This is a genomic window from Kribbella sp. ALI-6-A (assembly GCF_001984195.1).
Lineage (GTDB): Bacteria > Actinomycetota > Actinomycetes > Propionibacteriales > Kribbellaceae > Kribbella.
In genome coordinates this window covers 1,277,439-1,296,418 of sequence record NZ_MTQN01000012.1, presented here as the reverse complement: position 1 = coordinate 1,296,418, position 18,980 = coordinate 1,277,439, and the positions used below count along the sequence as shown (strand labels likewise).

General features: G+C 70.5%; 17 protein-coding genes. 11 read left to right on the top strand and 6 right to left on the bottom strand.

The genetic code is table 11. From position 1 onward, the window contains the following. Window positions 1-21 precede the first annotated feature (21 nt). A complete protein-coding gene (locus tag BWI15_RS32645) occupies window positions 22-1,506 on the bottom strand; it encodes a CCA tRNA nucleotidyltransferase (protein WP_077018357.1) in 1,485 nt (494 codons plus the stop codon). A 24-nt stretch (window positions 1,507-1,530) separates the two neighbouring features. Between BWI15_RS32645 and BWI15_RS32640 the strand changes: the two genes are divergently transcribed. The 8 genes from BWI15_RS32640 (at window position 1,531) to BWI15_RS32605 (ending at window position 11,603) form a co-directional block, all read left to right on the top strand. Further along, window positions 1,531-3,888, top strand: coding sequence for a DUF6049 family protein (locus BWI15_RS32640; protein WP_237771556.1), 2,358 nt, complete (start codon window positions 1,531-1,533; stop codon window positions 3,886-3,888). Then, window positions 3,881-5,536, top strand: a complete 1,656-nt coding sequence (gene murJ / locus BWI15_RS32635) for a murein biosynthesis integral membrane protein MurJ (RefSeq protein ID WP_077018355.1) — start codon at window positions 3,881-3,883, stop codon at window positions 5,534-5,536. Before BWI15_RS32640 ends, murJ begins: the two co-directional genes overlap by 8 nt. Before the next feature lie 175 nt (window positions 5,537-5,711). Further along, entirely contained in the window at window positions 5,712-7,346 is a 1,635-nt protein-coding gene (locus BWI15_RS32630) for a protein kinase family protein (RefSeq protein WP_077018354.1), read from the top strand. Continuing rightward, window positions 7,343-8,059: an RNA polymerase sigma factor SigM gene (sigM, locus tag BWI15_RS32625; protein WP_202817783.1), complete on the top strand. Its 717-nt coding sequence runs from the start codon at window positions 7,343-7,345 to the stop codon at window positions 8,057-8,059. The genes BWI15_RS32630 and sigM overlap by 4 nt, the downstream gene beginning before the upstream one ends. Window positions 8,060-8,183: 124 nt before the next feature. After that, window positions 8,184-8,939: an anti-sigma factor family protein gene (locus BWI15_RS32620; protein WP_077018353.1), complete on the top strand. Its 756-nt coding sequence runs from the start codon at window positions 8,184-8,186 to the stop codon at window positions 8,937-8,939. Between the two features lie 117 nt (window positions 8,940-9,056). After that, window positions 9,057-10,046, top strand: a complete 990-nt coding sequence (gene trxB / locus BWI15_RS32615) for a thioredoxin-disulfide reductase (RefSeq protein WP_077018352.1) — start codon at window positions 9,057-9,059, stop codon at window positions 10,044-10,046. 45 nt (window positions 10,047-10,091) lie between these two features. Continuing rightward, a complete protein-coding gene (trxA, locus tag BWI15_RS32610) occupies window positions 10,092-10,409 on the top strand; it encodes a thioredoxin (protein WP_041290800.1) in 318 nt (105 codons plus the stop codon). A 60-nt stretch (window positions 10,410-10,469) separates the two neighbouring features. Continuing rightward, window positions 10,470-11,603: an N-acetylmuramoyl-L-alanine amidase gene (locus BWI15_RS32605; protein ID WP_077018350.1), complete on the top strand. Its 1,134-nt coding sequence runs from the start codon at window positions 10,470-10,472 to the stop codon at window positions 11,601-11,603. A 66-nt stretch (window positions 11,604-11,669) separates the two neighbouring features. Here BWI15_RS32605 and BWI15_RS32600 read toward each other — a convergent pair whose 3' ends face one another. Next, a complete protein-coding gene (locus BWI15_RS32600; RefSeq protein WP_077018349.1) occupies window positions 11,670-13,826 on the bottom strand; it encodes an MMPL family transporter in 2,157 nt (718 codons plus the stop codon). 82 nt (window positions 13,827-13,908) lie between these two features. Between BWI15_RS32600 and BWI15_RS32595 the strand changes: the two genes are divergently transcribed. Continuing rightward, complete coding sequence (locus BWI15_RS32595) at window positions 13,909-14,235, top strand: PadR family transcriptional regulator (RefSeq protein WP_077018348.1); 327 nt, start codon at window positions 13,909-13,911, stop codon at window positions 14,233-14,235. Window positions 14,236-14,244: 9 nt separating this feature from the next. Here BWI15_RS32595 and BWI15_RS32590 read toward each other — a convergent pair whose 3' ends face one another. Genes BWI15_RS32590 through BWI15_RS39620 form a run of 4 tightly spaced genes read right to left on the bottom strand, consistent with a single transcriptional unit; the run spans window position 14,245 to window position 16,241 of the window. Then, the gene (locus tag BWI15_RS32590) at window positions 14,245-14,901 is read right to left on the bottom strand and encodes a permease prefix domain 1-containing protein (RefSeq protein WP_237771555.1); all 657 of its coding nucleotides are present in this window, start codon (window positions 14,899-14,901) and stop codon (window positions 14,245-14,247) included. 30 nt (window positions 14,902-14,931) lie between these two features. Further along, the gene (locus BWI15_RS32585) at window positions 14,932-15,327 is read right to left on the bottom strand and encodes a DUF2784 domain-containing protein (RefSeq protein ID WP_077018347.1); all 396 of its coding nucleotides are present in this window, start codon (window positions 15,325-15,327) and stop codon (window positions 14,932-14,934) included. Between the two features lie 25 nt (window positions 15,328-15,352). Beyond that, window positions 15,353-16,033 carry a GNAT family N-acetyltransferase gene (locus BWI15_RS32580; RefSeq protein ID WP_077018346.1) on the bottom strand — a complete coding sequence of 227 codons (681 nt, stop codon included), beginning with the start codon at window positions 16,031-16,033 and terminating at the stop codon, window positions 15,353-15,355. 31 nt (window positions 16,034-16,064) lie between these two features. After that, the gene (locus tag BWI15_RS39620; RefSeq protein WP_168197411.1) at window positions 16,065-16,241 is read right to left on the bottom strand and encodes a hypothetical protein; all 177 of its coding nucleotides are present in this window, start codon (window positions 16,239-16,241) and stop codon (window positions 16,065-16,067) included. A gap of 211 nt (window positions 16,242-16,452) precedes the next feature. Between BWI15_RS39620 and BWI15_RS32575 the strand changes: the two genes are divergently transcribed. Further along, a complete protein-coding gene (locus tag BWI15_RS32575; protein ID WP_077018345.1) occupies window positions 16,453-17,763 on the top strand; it encodes an aminotransferase-like domain-containing protein in 1,311 nt (436 codons plus the stop codon). A gap of 162 nt (window positions 17,764-17,925) precedes the next feature. Continuing rightward, a complete protein-coding gene (locus BWI15_RS32570; protein WP_077018344.1) occupies window positions 17,926-18,873 on the top strand; it encodes a D-alanine--D-alanine ligase family protein in 948 nt (315 codons plus the stop codon). The last annotated feature ends 107 nt before the right edge of the window (window positions 18,874-18,980 follow it).

The window sequence follows — 18,980 nt, the reverse complement described above, 5'->3', positions numbered from 1 at the left end:
GTGGACAGAGCTGTGTACAACTCAGGCGGAACCAGGTGGATTCCGTTCGGCCCACCACGCGAGCAACGCCTCCCGGGCCGCGTCGGCGCCGATCTCGCCCTGGTCCATCCGCAGCTCCATCAGGAACTTGTACGCCTCGCCGACCTCGCGGCCGGGACCGATGCCGAGGATCTCCATGATCTGGTTGCCGTCCAGGTCGGGGCGGATCGAGTCCAGCTCCTCCTGCTCCCGCAACCGGTCGATCCGCTCCTCCAGATCGTCGTACGCCGAGCGCAGCGCCTCGGCCTTGCGCTTGTTGCGCGTGGTCGAGTCGGCCCGGGTCAGCACGTGCAGGCGGCTGAGCAGCTTGCCGGCGTCGCGGACGTACCGGCGGACGGCGGAGTCGGTCCATTCGCCGGTCCCGTAGCCGTGGAACCGCAGGTGCAGCTCGACCAGCTTGCGGACGTCCTCGATCTGCTCGTTGCTGAACCGCAGCGCGTGCATCCGCTTCTTGGCCAGCTTCGCCCCGACCACGTCGTGGTGATGGAAGGTGACCTTGCCGTCGCCCTCGAACTTGCGGGTCTTCGGCTTGCCGATGTCGTGGATCAGCGCGGCGAATCGGACCACGAAGTCCGGCGCCTCGATGCCGTCCTTCTTCAGCCGCGGCTCCAGGTCGATCGCCTGGTCGAGCACGGTCAGCGAGTGCTGGTAGACGTCCTTGTGCCGGTGGTGCTCATCCAGCTCCAGCCGCAGCGCCGGCAGTTCGGGCAGCACGTGGTCGGCCAGCCCGGTCGACACCAGCAGGTCGAGCCCGATTCGCGGGTACGGCGCGCAGACCAGCTTCTCCAGCTCGTCGCGGACCCGCTCCGCCGACACGATCGTGATCCGCTCGGCCATCGCGGTCATCGCCGTCACCACCGCCGGGTCCGGCGTGAACGCCAGTTGCGCCGCGAACCGGGCCGCCCGCATCATCCGCAGCGGGTCGTCGGAGAACGAGTCCTCCGGGGTGCCCGGGGTCCGGATCACCTTGCCGGCGACGTCCTCGAGCCCGCCGTAGGGGTCGACGAACTTGTGCGACGGCAGCAGCACGGCCATCGCGTTCATCGCGAAGTCGCGGCGCGCCAGATCCTGCTCGAGGGTGTCGCCGTAGGCGACCTCCGGTTTGCGCGAGGTGGGATCGTAGGACTCCGAGCGATAGGTGGTGATCTCCAGGACCCAGTCGTCCTTGCGGCAGCCGATGGTGCCGAAGGCCTTGCCGATGTCCCAGACGTGATCGGCCCAGCCGGCCAGCAGCCGCTGGACGACGTCGGGCCGGGCCGAGGTGGCGAAGTCGAGATCCTTGCTCCCACGATCGAGGAGAATGTCGCGTACAGGACCTCCGACCAGCGCGATCTCATGGCCGGCCGCGTCGAAGCGGGCACCCAGCTCGTCGACCACCGGGGCGATCTTCAGCAACGCCTGGACCCCTTGCCGCTGGACGGCGGACAGTGATCCGGAGGAGCGCGACTGGTCGGGAGTAGGAGACACGGGGAACTAGGTTACGGTGACGGCGTGTTCAGACGGCGACTGAGGCTCTGCGCGAGCGTGGGCGCGAGCCTGGTGATCGCTGCGTCGGTGGCGGCCCAGCCGGGCCCGGACGCGGTCGCGAGCCCCTCGGCGGAGGACCCGGTGGTCGAGGTGGCCATCGACTCGTTCGCGCCGTCGGCCCCGAAACCCGGCGACCAGGTGGTGATCACCGGCCGGGTCACGAACACCAGCTCGGCGACGCTGACCAACACCCAGGCCGCGGTCTGCATCGACGACACCAGGCTGACCACCCGCGCCCAGCTGGCCTCGATCCCGACCGAGGCCGACGAGCCGGTCAACGGGCGCAACGACTGCGTCGGGCTGAACAACTCCGACTCCACCAGCTTCCAGGAGTACGCCGCCCCGCTGGTCCCGAAGGCCTCGGTGCCGTTCCGGCTGGTGGTGCCCTGGAAGGACTGGGGCGTCACCGGCCGCCCCGGCGTCTACACGGTCGGCGTCCGCTTCCGCGGCGACTACCGCAACGAGGACACCGGCACGACCGGCCGGATCTCGGCCGGACTGACCCGGACCCTGATGCCCGTCGTCTCCGGCAAGCCCACCGCCCGCAAGGTGACCACCGCGCTGGTGGTCCCGCTGCGGCACCGCCCGACTCTGCTCACCGGCGACCGGTTCACGAACGAGTCCCTGGCCGACGCGCTCGCGCCGACCGGTGAGCTCGGCCGGCTGCTGGAGATCGGCAAGAAGCGCAAGGTCACCTGGCTGGTCGACCCGGCGATGATCGACGAGGTCAAGCGGATGGCGGCCGGCTACCGGGTGATCGACGGCGGCCAGACCCGCGCCGGCAAGGGGCAGAAGCTCGCCGCCGCCTGGTACAGCGCCTTCACCGCCACCCGCGCCCGCAACCCCGTCGTCCTGCTCCCGTACGGCGACCCGGACGTCGGCAGCCTGATCGACGGCGGAAGCCCGCTGCGCGACCTGGTCGGCCAGGCCCGGACGGCGACCGAGCAGTACAACCTCGGCGGCTCGCAGTACTTCCAGTCCGGCCTCTGGCTGGAGAGCGGCGTCGCCAGCAGCCGCACCCTCGCCGCCGGCTCCACCGGGTACGCCGGGACGAAGCCCGACGACGTGAACCTGGTCCCCAGTTCCTCGTGGACGCCCGAGACCCGCCCGGCGCTGTCCCCGTCGCCGATGTACGACATCGTGACGCCCGAAGGCCCGGTGAAGAGCGTCCGCACGGTGATCGCCGACTCGGCGCTGACCGCCGGCGGCCCGGACCCGGCGACCGCGAACGATCCGATCCAGGTGCAGCAGCGGTTCGCGGCCGAGACCGCGTTGCTCGCCTCGACCGGCAAGACCCCGATCACCGTGGTCGCCCTGCCGCCGCGCGGCTGGGACGAGACCGGCCGGTCGACGACCGCGCTGGCCGGCAGCCTGTCGCTGCCGTGGATCACGCCGGTCGGGCTGGATGTGTTCTACCGCAACGACCCGAAGCACCCACAGCCCAAGCCGGTGCGGACCAAGGGCCCGACCGTGCCCCGGTCGACGCCCGGCCTGACCGGCAACCAGTTGCAGCAGATCAAGTCGCTGGCCACCGCGACCACGACGTTCGTCTCACTGCTGAGCGATCGCGAGCGCGCCGACGAGAACCTGCGCCGCGCCCTGCTGCGCAGTACGTCGACCAGTTGGCGCGGCTTCCCGGACGAGTCGCAGTGGTTCGCGAACGCCGAGCTGAACTCGGTCAACGGGCAGCTCGGCAAGGTCCACCTGGTGACGAACTCCGGCGGCACGAGCGGCGCGCACCGCGAGCTCAAGGTGAACCTGTCCGGCAGCAAGGGCACGTTCCCGCTGACGATCGCGAACGAGCTGAACGTCTCGGTCCGGGTCCGGGTCGTGGTCCGGTCGGTGAACCGGACCGACCTGCGGATCGAGCCGCTGCAGGTCAAGATCGTGCCGCCGGGGCAGAAGGCGACGTACCAGATCAACGCGAGCGCCGAGCAGAACGGCCTGATCCGGGCCGAGGCCCAGGTGATGTCGGTCGACGAGCTGCCGGTCGGCAATCCGCGCGAGCTGGTGATCCAGGCCGCGCAGTACGGCAGCGTCGGCTGGATCCTGGTCGGCTCCGCGGTCGCGCTGCTGTTCGGTACGTCGGCGGTCCGGATCTACCGGCGGGTGCGCTCGGAGCGGCGTAACCCGGCGCCGGAGCCCGGCGACGACCCGTTGCACCCCGCTCCGATCGACCCGTCCGCGCTGGCCGCCGACCTGCCGGCGGACGCGGCGACCGACGGTCCGCACCCCGACGAACCCAACCCGCTGGCGCCGGTCGAGCCGCTGCGCGTCACCCCCGAGAGTCTGAAAGAAGGAGTCGGGTCGAAGGATGGCTGACCGCACCCTGCGTTCCGCGGCGGTGATGGCAGCCGGAACGGTCCTGTCCCGCCTGCTCGGATTCGTCCGGATCGCCCTGCTCGCGGCCGCCATCGGCACCGCGCTGCGCGGCGACATCTTCACCGCCGCGAACACGATCCCGAACAGCCTCTACATCCTGCTGGCCGGTGGCGTCTTCAACACCGTGCTCGTGCCGCAGCTGGTCCGCGCGATCAAGAACCACGACGACGGCGGGCAGGACTTCACCAACCGGCTGCTGACCTTCGGCTTCGTCGTCCTGGCGGTGGTCACCGTCGGCTGCGTGCTGCTGGCGCCGGCGATCGCCGAGCTGTACCTGCCCAAGGAGCTGCACGACCCGTCGCGGGCGACCGAGAAGGCGAACATGATCATGTTCGTCCGGCTCTGCCTGCCCCAGATCTTCTTCTACGGCGCGTTCGTGCTGGTCGGCCAGGTACTGAACGCGAGGCGCCGGTTCGGCCCGATGATGTGGGCGCCGATCGCGAACAACATCGTCGCGTGCGCGTCGATCGTGGCCTTCCTGCTGATCTACCGCACCGGTGACAACCCGGCAACGTACAGCCACGGCGAAGAGCTGCTGCTCGGACTGGGCCACACCGTCGGCATTGCCGTGCAGCTGCTCGTGCTGCTGCCGTACTTGCGGGCCAGCGGCCACCACTACCGTCCGAAGTTCGGGCTGCGAGGCACCGGTCTGGGTCACACGGCGCGGCTGGGGATGTGGACGGTCCTGTTCGTCGCGGTGAACCAGGTGACGCTGGTGGTCGTCACGCAGCTCGCGATCGCCGGTAGCGCGAACAACGACCCGGGCGCGAAGGCGGGTCTGTTCGCGTACAGCACGGCGATGCTGATCATCCTGGTCCCGCACGGCATCGTCACGGTGTCGCTGGCGACGGCCGCGATGCCGCAGATGTCCTCGCTGGCCGCCGACGGCGACGTGACCGAGGTGGCCCGGCTGTCGGCGCGGTCGATCCGGCAGACACTGGCGATCGTCGTCCCGGCCGCGGCGGCGATGGTGGCCTTCGCGCAGCCGATCGTGACCGTGATCGCCGGCTACGGGTCCGGCAAGAACAACCTGACGCTGATGGCGTACACGCTGATGACGCTGGCGCTCGGCCTGGTGCCGTACACGGTGCAGTACTTCCAGCTGCGCACGTTCTACGCGTTCGAGGACACCCGGACGCCGTTCTTCCTGCAGGTCGCCATCGCCGCCACCAACATCACCGCCGCGGTGGTCGGTGTACGGGTGCTGCTGGACGAGAAGCACCTGCGCTACAGCGGTGTCGTACTCGGCGCGGCGTACGCGCTGTCCTACCTGGTCGCGGTGGTGCTGTCACGGCGGGTGCTGTCCCGCAAGGTGCCGCGGGTGCACGGCGCCGGGATCGGACTGCCGATGCTGGCGATGGTGATCGCCGCGGTGGTCGGCGCCGGGCTCGGCCGCGGCGTACTGGAGGTCGTGAACGCCCAGCTGGACTGGAGCGGCCCGCTGGCCGCCGTGCTCCAGCTCGGCATCGGCGCCGTCGTCATGCTGCCCGTCTACCTCGGGGTGGCCCGGCTGCTGCGGATCCACGAAGTGACCGACGTGGTGTCCATGGTCACATCGAAGCTGCCCGGAAGGGCCCGCCGCTCCTGACCCCCGGCCCGCTTGTGCACTCGTACCGCCAGTTGGGTGGGGGTGGGCACTAGCATGGGGGCTGCGATCGGACCGCCATCCGCTCGCGACCGCCTGTAGGGACCGGATCTGGCTGCCGCCCGACCGGAGCGGGAGACGCAGGCCGACCAGTGCATCGAGGAGGGCGAGAGACACCGTGTCGAACCAGACCGTCAGTCCTGGTGCCCTGCTCGCCGGCCGCTACCGGATCGCCGAGCTGCTCGCGGAGATCGACGGTGCGCGGGTGTGGCGGGCAGTGGACGAGGTGCTCAGCCGAGCGGTCGTCGTGGACGTCCTCCCGGTCGGGGACCCGCGGACCAACGTGCTCTTCGACGCGGCCCGGCGCGCCGCGGCCGCGAACGACCCCCGCTTTCTCCGGGTGCTCGACTGCGACGTCTTCGAAGGCGTCACCTACTGCGTGCGCGAGTGGGCGGGCGGTCGCCCACTGGAGCGGATGCTGAGCGCCGGACCGCTGACCGGCCAGCAGGCCGGCTGGCTGGCCCGCGAGGTCTCCGAAGCGCTGGAGAACCTGCACCGCACCGGTCACTCGCACGGATCGATCAGCCCCGCCACCGTGGTGGTCACCGACGCCGGAGCGATCAAGGTCGTCGGTCTGGCCACCGAGGCCGCACTGCGCTCCACCGGTCCCGGTACGCCGGAGCAGGACGTCCGTGCGCTCGGTGAGATCCTCTACGCCTCGCTGACCGGTCGCTGGCCCGGTCCGGGCCCGGCCTGGGGGCTGCAGCCCGCTCCGGTCGAGCACGGTCGGCTGCTGAGCCCGCGTCAGGTGCGTGCCGGTGTGCCGCGCTCGCTCGACGACATCGCGGACCGGCTGCTCGGCGACCCGCCCCGGCACCACGCCGCACCGATCACCAGCGCGGCGGGACTCTCGGCCGCCCTGTCCGGCGTCGTCGGCAGCTCGCACGAGCCGCCCAGCCAGATGGACGAGACGGTCGCGGTCGCCCGGCAGAACGGCAGCATCGACGACGCCACCCAGATCGTGCCGGCCTCGCCCCCGCCCGCGCTCGACCCGACTCCTCCCCGTGTTTCCAGCAACGGCCAGGTCCAGTCGACGTACGCGCAGGCCCAGGAGACTCAGCCGATCCGCCGCCAGCCGACGCAGAACGGCAACGGCCGGCGACGCCCGCCGGCCGACGAGCCGCGCCGGGGTGGCGGTTGGGGCGGCCGCATCCTGATTCTGCTGGCGGTCCTGGCTCTGCTCTCGGTGATCCTGATGGCGCAGTTCCTGGTCAAGGGCGCGATCAACAAGGAACAGAGCGGCGACGCGACGCCGGAGGTCCCGCAGACCACCGGCCCGGCCGCGCCGACCAACGAGGCCGTCACCATCACCGGCGCCAAGGACTTCGACCCGGAGCCGAAGGGCAACGGCGAGGAGCACCCGGAGGACGTGCCGAACACCTACGACAAGAAGGCCGGCACGACCTGGACGACGATGTCGTACAAGAACCGGCCCGACCTCGGCGGCACCAAGCCCGGCGTCGGGATCGTCTACGACCTCGGCGACGTGACCCCGGTCTCGCAGGTGACGGTCGACCTGGTCGGTGAGGGCACCGACCTCGAGCTGATGGTGCCGGAGTCCGACCCGGCCAAGTCGCCGGCCACCGTCGGTGGCTGGAAGTCGGTGGCCAAGGCCGAGGACGCGGGCGAGTCGGCGACGCTGAAGCCGCCCGCGCCGGTCGAGTCGCGGTACGTTCTGGTCTGGCTGACGAAGCTGCCGAAGGAAGGCAGCGGCTACCGCGGCGAGATCTCGGAGGTCAAGATCCAGAAATGACCTCCGACATCACCCGGATCGGTCCGCCCCCCAGCCCGGGCGCGGGTCCTGTGCCGCCGCAGGGCTACGAGGCGATGGACGACCACGAGCTGCTCCGGCTGCACGTGGCCGGCAATCCCGACACGTTCGGCTATCTGGTCAAACGGCATCGCGACCGGATGTGGGCGGTCGCGATCCGGACGCTGGGCGAGCCCGAGGAGGCCGCCGACGCGCTGCAGGAGGCGTTCATCTCGGCGTTCCGCCGGGCCGACTCGTTCCGCGGTGACGCGAAGGTGACCACCTGGCTGCACCGGATCGTGGTGAACGCCTGCCTGGACCGGATCCGCCGCCGGCAGGTCCGGGCCGCGGATCCGCTGCCGGAGGACGAGGACCGCGCCGCCGAGCTGGCCGGTCCGGCCGAGGACGACCCGGCCGAGGTGCGCGAGCGCCGGCTGGACGTACTGAACGCACTGAAGCAGATCAACGTGGACCAGCGCAGCGCGTTGGTCCTGGTCGACATGGAGGGGTACTCGATCGAGGAGGCGGCCGCGATCCTCGGCTGCGCTCCGGGCACCGTGAAGAGCCGCTGCGCGCGGGGACGGGCCAAGTTGCTGCCGCTGCTGCGGCACTGGCAGACCACCCGCGGCGGCAGCGCCGACGACGTACCGGCGAAGGCGCGGCAGACGGCTCCGACGGCCGCCGCAACGAGTTCGGGAACGGGGGGAACCGAATGACCGGGTCGCCCGTCGAAGCGGAGTCGCCCACCCGCGATCAGTCAGCGCATCCCGACCGGAGCACTCCACCGATGACCACACTGTGCACAACCACGGGCACGTCCCGCGAGGGGGCGGATCCCCGATGACCGACGCCGGTCTGCCGACCAGTGAGCACCTCGAGCACCTCGACACCGACACGATCGCCGACCTGATCGAGAACCTGCTGCCCGCTCCGGAGGCGCACCGCGCCCGGGAGCACGTGAAGGCCTGCCCGGACTGCCAGCAGACGTACGACGCCCTGCTGCAGCTGACCGAGGACCTGGCCGACGAGGGCCGCACCGACATCCCGATGCCGGCCGACGTGGCCGAGCACCTGAACGCCGTGATCGCGTCGGAGTCCGTGCTGCGTGCCTCGACGGTCGGCGTGCACTCGCTGGTCCAGCTCCGCGAGGAGCCCCACCGGCACCTGCCGAAGCTGCTGCTCGCGGCGGCCGCGGTGGTCGTCGTCGCCGGAGCCGGCGTGGTCGGCGTCGTGCTGGCCACGGCCGATCACAGCACCGACGGCGCCGCCGGCATCGGCAGCCCGACGTCCGTGCCCAGCATCACCACCGAGCAGGTCGGTCCGGACGCTCAGCGCTGGCTGGAGGGCGCCAAGGGCCCGATCCTGCACGGTGAAGCGGCCGAGATCGACTGTGCCCGGCAGTTCGCGACCACCCAGCCAGACTCGGAGCTACAGCTGGTCCAGCCCGCCACGGTCGACGGCAAGCGGTCGACGGTGATCGGGCTGCCGGGTGGCTCCGCCGGCGACGTGAAGGTGTTCGTGGTCACCGGTTGCAGCGGTTCCGGGGGTCCCGCGACGCCGTTCTACGACACGACTGTCACGCTGCGCAACCGCTGAGACCGCTCGGTGAGCCCCTGGCTTGCTGGGCGGGCGCGGTGGGTACCTTGGGAATGGTCGGCCTCTAGGATCCGTTGAGTACGACGTCCAGTCTCGACGACAACGAGGAACGCCTTCATGAGCGACGCAGTTCGCAACGTGATCATCATCGGCTCCGGCCCGGCGGGCTACACCGCCGCGGTGTACGCCGCGCGCGCGCAGCTGGAGCCGCTCGTGTTCGAGGGGTCGGTGACCGCCGGTGGCGCGCTGATGACGACCACCGAGGTGGAGAACTACCCCGGTTTCTCGCAGGGCATCATGGGCCCGAACCTGATGTCGGAGATGCGCGACCAGGCCGAGCGTTTCGGCGCCGAGCTGGTCCCGGACGACATCGTGAGCGTGGACCTGACCGGTGACCTCAAGGTCGTCACCGACTCGGCCGGCACCCAGTACCGGGCCAAGACCGTGATCCTGGCGATGGGGTCGGGCTACCGCAAGCTGGGCCTGCCGCGCGAGGAGCAGCTGTCCGGTCGTGGTGTGTCGTGGTGTGCGACCTGTGACGGGTTCTTCTTCAAGCAGCACGAGATCGCCGTGGTCGGTGGTGGCGACACCGCGATCGAGGAGGCGACCTTCCTGACCCGGTTCGCCGACAAGGTGACGATCGTGCACCGTCGTGACGAGCTGCGGGCCTCGAAGATCATGGCCGAGCGGGCGTTCGGCAACGACAAGATCGAGTTCGCCTGGAACTCCGCGGTCTCGGAGATCCACGGTGACGACAAGCTGACCGGCGTGACGCTGACCGACACCGTCACCGGTGCGACGCGTGAGCTGCCGGTGACCGGTCTGTTCATCGCGATCGGCCACGACCCGCGCTCGGAGCTGGTCAAGGGCCAGGTGCACCTGGACGAGGACGGCTACGTGCTGGTCCAGCCGGGCACCACCAACACCAACCTGCCGGGCGTTTTCGCGGCCGGCGACCTGGTCGACCACACCTACCGCCAGGCGATCACCGCGGCCGGCACCGGCTGTTCCGCGGCGCTGGACGCGGAGCGCTACCTGGCCACGCTGGACTTCGCCGACAGCCAATCCGCCGCGGCGGCCGCGGCCACCGAGCCTGTCTCCGTCTGACACCTACTCGAGAAACAACCGAAGGAGTTCGCCGTGGGCGAGAAGATGAACGCTGTCACCGATGCCGAGTTCGACCAGACCGTGCTGAAGAGCGACAAGCCGGTGCTGGTGGACTTCTGGGCCGAGTGGTGTGGCCCGTGCCGCCAGGTCTCCCCGATCCTGGAGGAGCTGGCGCAGGACCACAGCGACAAGCTGACCTTCCTGAAGATGAACGTGGACGAGAACCCGGTCACCCCGAGCAACTACCGCGTCACCGGTATCCCTACCATCAACGTCTACGTGAACGGTGAGCTGGCCAAGTCCATCGTCGGCGCGAAGCCGAAGGCGGCGCTGCTGAAGGAACTGGCCGACTTCACCGGCTGACACAGACTGCCTGGGCGCCCCCTCACCGGGGCGCCGACCGCCGCACGGCAAGGAGCATTGATGGAAGCCCCCAACGGCGCCCGGATCTACCGGATCGGTGACAGCGGCGAGGCCGTGGCCGAGATCATCGGCAAGTTGCAGCGCCTCGGCCTGCTGGACGCGGCCCCGCGCTCGGTGTACGACGAGGAGACCGCCCGCGCCGTGCGGGGCTTCCAGCAGCAGCGTGGGCTGATGATCGACGGCATCGTCGGCCCGCAGACGTACCGGGCGATCGACGACGCCCGCTGGCGGCTGGGCGACCGGCTGCTGACGTTCGTCGTGTCGCACCCGATGACCGGGGACGACGTGGTCGCGCTGCAGGCCAAGCTGCAGGAGCTCGGGTTCGCCGTGGCGCGGGTGGACGGGATCTTCGGAGCCGACACCCAGCGCGCGGTGACCGAGTTCCAGCGCAACATGGGCCTGCCCGCCGACGGCACGTGCGGCCCGTCCACCTTCAAGGCGCTGCAGCGGATCCGCCCGATGGCCACCGGCGGCCGGCCGGACGCGCTGCGGTCCGCGGAGGCGGTCCGGGCGGCGGGTCCGCGGCTGTCCGGCAAGACCGTGGTGATCGACCCCGGTCACGGCGGCTTCGACTACGGCTGGGAAGGCTTCGGCCTGCGCGAGTCCGACGTGGCCTACGACCTGGCGGCCCGGATCGAGGGCCGGCTGGGCGCGACCGGCGTACGGGCTTATCTGTCGCGGGGCCGGGACCAGGGTCCCGACGAGCTCGCCCGGGCGGCGTTCGCGAACGACACGGACGCGAACCTGTGCGTCTCGCTGCACACCGACGGCTCGATGAACCCCGAGGCCCAGGGCGTCGCGACGTACTACTACGGCACCGACCTGCACGGAGCCTCGTCCAGTGTCGGCGAGCAGTTCGCCGGGCTGGTCCAGCGCGAGATCGTCGCCCGGACCGACCTGCTGAACTGCCGCACCCACCAGAAGACCTGGGACCTGCTGCGCCGGACCAAGATGCCCGCCGTCCGGCTCGAGATCGGCTACGTGACCAACCCGCACGACGCGTCCCGGCTGGCCGACCCCGACTTCCGCGACGTGGTCGCCGAGGCGATCGTGGTCGCGATCCAGCGGGTCTACCTGCCGCCGGAGCAGGACGCCGCCACCGGCATGCTGCGCTTCGGCCAGTTGACTGTCTGACCCTTCAACGCACACCACCCACCCGCCTGCTCAGGCGGGTGGGTGGTTTAATTTCTGCCGGACTGATCAGTTTTCTGATCGGTGGTCGCGCTCCAGGGCGACCGTCGGGACGACCCGCTCGAGGCTTCGCGGCAGCCACCAGGCACGGTTGCCGAGCAGCCGCAGGACCGACGGGACGATGACGCACCGGATCAGCAACGCGTCGATCAGTACGGCGGTCGCCAGCCCGAGGCCGAACTGCTGCAGCATCCGATCCGGGCTGAGCAGGAACGCGCCGAACACGACGATCATGATCGCGGCCGCGGCGGTGATCACGCTGCCGGTGTTGGCCAGGCCCTCGCGCACCGCCTGGATCGGATCACCGGTCCGCCGCCACTCCTCGTGGATGCGGGAGATCAAGAACACCTCGTAGTCCATCGAGAGCCCGAAGACGATCGCGAAGATCATCACCGGCACGAACGCCTCGATCGGTCCCGGCTGCGCGCCGAACCAGCCCTGCTGGAAGACCAGTGTGATGACGCCGAGCGAGGCGCCGATGCTGAGCAGGTTGAGCACGGCCGCCTTGAGCGGGATCAGTACGGACCGGAAGACCACCAGCAGGAGCAGCGCCGACAGGCCGACGACCACCAGGACGAAGATCGGCAGCCGGCTGCTCACCGCCGCCGCGAAATCGTCCGCCGCCGCCGTCGATCCACCGACCAGGTACGTCGCCTTGGTGTCCGCGGCGACCGCCGGCAACGTCTCGTCGCGCAGGCGTTCGACGAGTTGGCTCGTCGCCTCGTCCTGCGGCGCCGACGTCGGGAAGACCAGCATGGTGGCGACCGCGCCGTTGGGGCTGACCTGCGGCGGGGTGACCGCGGCGATGCCGGAATCCGTGGCCAGCTCGCGGTTCAGCGCCTCGGCCGCCGCGCGATCGCCTTCGGACACGACGATCAGCGGACCGTTGAAGCCCGGGCCGAATCCCTGCGCCAGCAGATCGTACGCCTTGCGGGTGGTCTTCGCCGGGTCGTCGGTGCCCGCGTCCGCGAAGCCGAGCCGCAGATCCAGCGCGGGCAGGCAGAGGACGACGAGCGCGACCGTGCCGAGCAGCAGCGGCGTCCAGGGCCGGCGCTGCACGACTCCGGCGAGCTTGCGCCAGCCGTCGCCCGGCGTACGGCGGGCTTTGGCGGCGTGCTTGAGCACGCTGCGCTCGATCCGCTTGCCGAACAGGGTGAGTAGGGCGGGCAGGAGCGTCACGGCGGCGAGCATCGTCATCAGGACGGTCAGGGTGACCCCGAGCGCGACACCTTGCAGAGCTCCCAGTCCCAGAGCCAGCAGACCGAGCAGCGCGATGACCACCGTGCAGCCGGCGAACATCACCGAGCGGCCCGCGGTGTCCAGGGCGATCTCGGCCGCGCGGCGGCGTTCCACACCGTGCCGGAGTTCGCTGCGGTAGCGCGAGAAGATCAGCAGGGCGTAGTCGATACCGACGCCGAGCCCGACCAGCATCATCACCGGCGCGGTGTAGTTCGGCACGGTGAACACGTGCGAGGCCAGCACCAGCAGGCCGAGCGTGCTGCCCACGGCGAAGAGTGCGGTCAGCAGCGGAAGTGTTGCCGCTAGCAACGATCCGAAGAGGAAGACGAGAATCACCAGCGCGGCCAGGATTCCCGCCCCTTCGGCCGCACCGCCGCCGCTTTCGGCCGCCGCCCGGACCGCGTCGCCGCCGAGCTCGACCTGGAGTCCGTCGCCCGCGGCTGCCTGCGCCTCGGTGATGATCGCGCGAACCGCCTCCGGGTCCACGTCGGTCCCGTCCAGCGTCACCGTCGCGTACGCCGTCCGGCCGTCGTCGGAGAGGGTGGCTCGGCCGGCGTACGGGCTCTCGACCTGGGCGACGTGTGGCAGGTCGCCCACCTTCGCCAGCATCGCGTCGACGCGGGACTTGGTGGCCGGCCGGCTGAGGCCTTGCTGGTCGGCGACCACGATCTGCACCGTGTCGGCGGTGCCGCGGGGCTGGTGCTGGTCGAGCACCTCGATCACCCGCTGCGAGTCGGTGCCGGGGAGCGACGTGTCGTTCTTGTACGCGCTGCCCACCAGCGTCGAGGCCGCGGTCACGGCGATCAATGCCAGCAGCCACAGGGCGACCGCCGGTCCGGCGTGCCGCTGGGCCCAGCCGGCGATCCGCGCCAGCAGGCCGGGTGGGCTGCCGCCCGTGTGCGGCTTGGCGGGAGTTCGAACGCTCATCGGTTTCTGCCTCGCTTTGCTACATGTAGCCGTTCTACCTATCCACTGTCGACGGTAGCAGGTCTATGGGTAGACTGGCTACATGAAGGCGGATGCGCTGCGTGGACACCTCGACCCGATGATCCTGGCGGTCGTGGAGCACGAGCCCCTGCACGGCTACGCGATCATGGAGGCGCTGCAGGAGCGCAGCGGTGGCGCGGTGGACCTGCCGACCGGCACGCTTTACCCCGCGCTGCGGCGGCTCGAGCGCGCCGGCTACCTGGCGAGCGAGTGGAGCACGGTGAGCGGGCGCAAGCGCCGTACGTACCAGCTCACGTCGGCCGGGCAGAAGATGCTGGCGGACGGGCGCGGTGAGTGGGAGACGTTCCGCACGGTCATCGAGGGCGTGCTGCGCCCCCGGACGAGCTGACCGCGCCGCTCAGACGAGGCGGAGGCAGCGCTGCGCGGAGTACGAGACCAGCAGCATCGGGAGCAGCACGAACCCGCCGACGACGCTGAGACCCGCCAGGTTGGAGCCCTCGAGCTCGGTGCTGAACAGGCCCATACCGGTCGCGATCACCGCGACCGCTCCGGCGCTGACCAGGGCGAACAGGGCTGTCGCCCGTGCCACATGGTCCCGCAGCCACGGATAGCGCAGGCCCAGACCGGTGCCCACGACGGCCAGGACGGCGCCGGCGATGGCGAGCGAGCCGGTCACCATCACCGATCGGTTGAGCAACTCGAGCAGCGGTGTGGTCTCGTTCGGCTGCTGGGTCCAGGCCCAGGCGCCCTCCTGCCAGACGATCGGCTGGGCGATCATCACCAGGAACAGCAGGACGGCGGTCCGGCGGCTCTGGGCGATGCCCAGCTCGGCCCGGTAGCCGGGCACCACCACAACCAGATCGCCGAAATCGTCCACCGCGCGTCGTTCGGCCTCGAGCCGATCGAGGCCGTCCGCTTCGTACGCCTCGGTGGCGTCCTCGAGGCTGTCCCGCGCCTCGGCCATCAGGTCGGCCCGGCGCCGGCGCGGACCGCTGAGAGCGCGGTTCAGGTCGGCCATGTAGACGTCGACCGGACTCTGCGTGGTGATGGACACGGCTACCAGTATGGCGACTCGGCGCCCGGATCACGTCCGGGTGACCACTGATCCGTCCCTGGTTGTCCGGCGTTTGCGCAGGTGGCCGGTGACGAAGAAGCCGACGTACGAGATGATCAGCAGTGCGAACCCGACCTTCTCGGCGGTCGGCGTGGCGCCCTCGGGCCAGAGCGTGCCGTCCAGGTAGTGATTGATGTACCCGCCCTCGTAGGCCTGCTCGCCGCCCTGACGGCGGAAGTACTTCTCCGGCTCGGTCAGCGGGCAGGCGAAGTCCATGATCACGTTGAACAGGCTGTACAGGCCGACTGCCAGGTGCACCCAGATCAGCTTGCGCCAGCGCCAGGCCAGGAAGCCGCCGATCACGAAGAACAGCAGGAACGCGCCGTGAAAGACCATCACCGCGTCGGCGAGCCATCGGTACACCATCAGGGGCGGCCTTTCTCTGCTCAGGTCAGCTCGGCGCTGCGCCGTGCCGGAGGCGCTGCGGCTCGCGAGGCAGGACCTCGCGCACCGTGACCGGCCGGGGCGGTGAGTGTTCGGGCCGGATGACTCCCAGTACCCGCTCGACGGCGGCCTCCATCTCGCTGCGCCACGTCACCGTCGAGCGCAGATCCAGCCGCAACCGCGGATGACGCGGATGCTCTCGTACGACGCCGAAGCCGACCGCGCGCAGGAAGTCCGTCGGCCAGACACAGCCCGGCCCGTCCCAGCGGGAGTCGCCGAACGCCTCGACGGCCCGGAATCCCCGCTTCAGCACGTCCTTCGCGACGCCCTGGACCAGCACCTTGCCGAGTCCCATGCCGAGGTAGCGCGGCAGAATTCGCCCGGTCGCCATCACCACGGCGTCCGGGCTGACCGGCGCGGTCGGGAACGCCTGGATCCGCGGCAGGTTGGCGGCCGGGCCGTAGATCACGTAGCCGGCCGGCTGGTCGTCGACGTACAGCAGGAATCCGGCCGACCCCCAGTCGAGCAGCAGCTGGGACAGCCAGGCTTCCTTCTCCAGCTCGGTGTCGCCGGTCCGGGCCGCGTTCCGCGCGGCGACGGGGTCGAGCTCCCAGAACACACAGGCCCGGCAGGGCGCTGGGACCTCGTCCAGGTTGGCGAGCGTCAGCGGTTCCAGCCGGCGTGACATCAGCTGCTCCGGTGCCAGGTGCTCTCGGGGGTCATCGGGCCGCCGGCGCCGGGGTACGCGCGTCGGGGGTCTCGGCGGCCTGCGGTGCGACGTACCGCTGCTGCACCTTGCCGGCCGGTTGCCGTCTGAACAGCTCTCCGGCGAACCCGGCGAGCACGCCGAGAACCAGTCCGCCGAGTGCCAAGCCGAACGCCTTGCCCACGCTCATTCCGATCCTGCCTTCCGCGGTACCGCCAGGTCGCGCCAGGTGTGGTCAGGCCCGGCCGCCGTCTCAGCTGCCAGTCCGCGGCATGGTCGAACCTGCCCCTATAAGGCATGGTAGTGAGAGGAAGCGCCGATCGGCAGTCCGGGCACGGGAACACGCCCGGCGACGTCGGCGTAGCCTTGAGACTTCCCCCTCGAGTCCCTGGAGCCGCTCCGTGAGTGCTGACCTGCCCGACGTCCGGCAGACCCGTCTCGACAACTACGTCGACCGGTACGCGGCACGGACCAAGGGCATGACCGCATCGGAGATCCGCGCCCTCTTCTCGGTGGCCAGCCGGCCCGAGGTGGTCTCACTGGCCGGTGGCATGCCGAACATCGGCGGCCTGCCGCTCGACGTCGTCGGCTCCGCCGTCCGGGACCTGGTGATCGACCACGGCGCGACCGCGATGCAGTACGGCTCCGGCCAGGGCGATCCGACCCTGCGCGACCAGATCTGCGACGTGATGCGGCTGGAAGGCATCGACGCGCATCCTGACGACGTGGTGGTCACCGTCGGCAGTCAGCAGGCCGTCGACCTGGTCACCCGGGTGTTCTGCGACCCGGGCGACGTGGTGATCTGCGAAGCACCGTCGTACGTGGGGGCGCTCGGGGTGTTTCGCGCGTACCAGTGTGAGGTCGTGCATGTCGCGATGGACGACGACGGCGTGGTCCCGGAGGCGCTGGAGCAGGCGATCACCGCGGTCCGGGCGGCCGGCAAGCGGATCAAGTTCTTCTACACGATCCCGAACTTCCACAACCCGGCCGGTGTCTCGCTCGCGGACGAGCGGCGCAGCCGCGTGCTGGAGATCTGCCAGCGTTACGACCTGCTGGTGCTGGAGGACAACCCGTACGGGTTGCTCGGCTTCGACGGTGAGCCGCGCCGGGCGCTGCGCGCGGACGACCGCGAAGGCGTGATCTATCTCGGCTCGTTCTCGAAGACGTTCGCGCCGGGGTTCCGGGTCGGCTGGGCGGTCGCGCCGCACGCCGTCCGGGAGAAGCTCGTGCTGGCGCAGGAGTCGGCGACGCTGTGCCCGCCGGTGTTCAGCCAGCTGGCGATCTCGTCGTACCTGGCGCGGCACGACTGGCTCGGCCAGGTGAAGCAGTTCCAGGAGATGTACCGCGAACGCCGGGACGCGATGCTCGCGGCGCTGGCCGAGAAGATGCCCGCGGCAACGACGTGGACGAAGCCGGGCGGTGGGTTCTACGTCTGGCTGACGCTGCCCGAAGGCCTCGACGCGAAGGCGATGCTGCCGCGCGCGGTGACGGCCCGGGTGGCCTACGTGCCCGGAACGGCCTTTTTCTCCGACGGTTTCGGCTCGCAGTGCATGCGCTTGTCGTACTGTCATCCGACGCCGGAGCGAATCACCGAGGGAGTCGCCCGGCTCGCCGCGGTGATCAACGAGGAGCTCGAGCTGCGGCAGACCTTCGGGCCGCTGCAGCCCGGCGCCGGCCACGACTACGACGCTCCTGGTCCGGAGCTGAGCTGATGCGCGGCCGGACTGTCGCTTCGGGCGCGGCCGGTCGAGCGCAAAATTCGTGCAGGGATCGTCAGGCGGCCCGTGGGTCCGCGAGCGGGTAGCGGTACCGTTCCCATGGGCCTCGGGACCGGCGCCGAGCCGGAATCGCCCACGAGTGATCGGGAAAGTTCTATGAGTGATCTGGGTCGAGTGCTGGTACTGGCCGGTGGTCTGTCGCACGAGCGGGACGTCTCGCTGCGCTCCGGGCGGCGCGTGGCGGACGCCTTGCGCAGTGTCGCTGTCGAGGTCGAGCAGCGCGATGTCGACGCGAGCCTGGTCGACCGCCTGCGCAACGATCCGCCCGACGCGGTCTTCCCGGTGCTGCACGGCGTCACCGGTGAGGACGGCGCCCTGCGCCAGGTCCTCGACCTCTACGGCGTCCCGTACGTCGGCGCCGACGCGGCCGCGTGCCGGACGGCGTTCGACAAGCCGGTCGCCAGCACGATGGTCCAGTCGGCTGGACTGCACACTCCGGAGTCGGTCGTGCTCGGCCACGACACCTTCCGGGAGCTCGGCGCTGCGGCCTTGATGGAGGCGGTCGTCGGTCAGATCGGCCTGCCACTCGTGGTGAAGCCGGCGCGTGGCGGTTCGGCACTCGGTGCGTCGATCGTGCGCACGATCGACGAGCTGCCGTCGGCGATGGTCAACTGCTACGCGTACGGGCCGGTCGCGCTGATCGAGCGCTACGTGGACGGCACGGAGGTCGCCGTCACCGTGGTCGACACGGGCGACGGGCCGCGGGCGCTGCCGGCTGTGGAGATCCAGCCCGACTCGGGCTTCTACGACTACGAAGCTCGGTACACGGCGGGGGCGACGCAGTTCGTCGTACCGGCTCGGCTCGACGCCGCTGTGGCGGCTGCGTGCGCGGAGGCCGCGGTGACTGCCCACCGGGCGCTCGGGCTGCGCGACCTCTCGCGCTCCGACCTGGTCGTCGACGCCGACGGTGTGCCGTGGTTCCTCGAGGTCAATGTGGCGCCTGGGATGACCGAGACCTCGCTGGTCCCGCTCGCGGCGGAGGCCGCGGGGATCGAGCTAGGTGTGCTGTGCCGCGATCTGCTGGCCGCGGCCGCTGCCCGTTGAGTTTCTGATGCCCGTAGCACCGACCACCGAACCAGTGGCTTCACCTCCGCGGTCCGAGCGTCCTGTCTGGCGTACGGCGCTGACCCCTCGCTGGTCGGCGCTGTTTC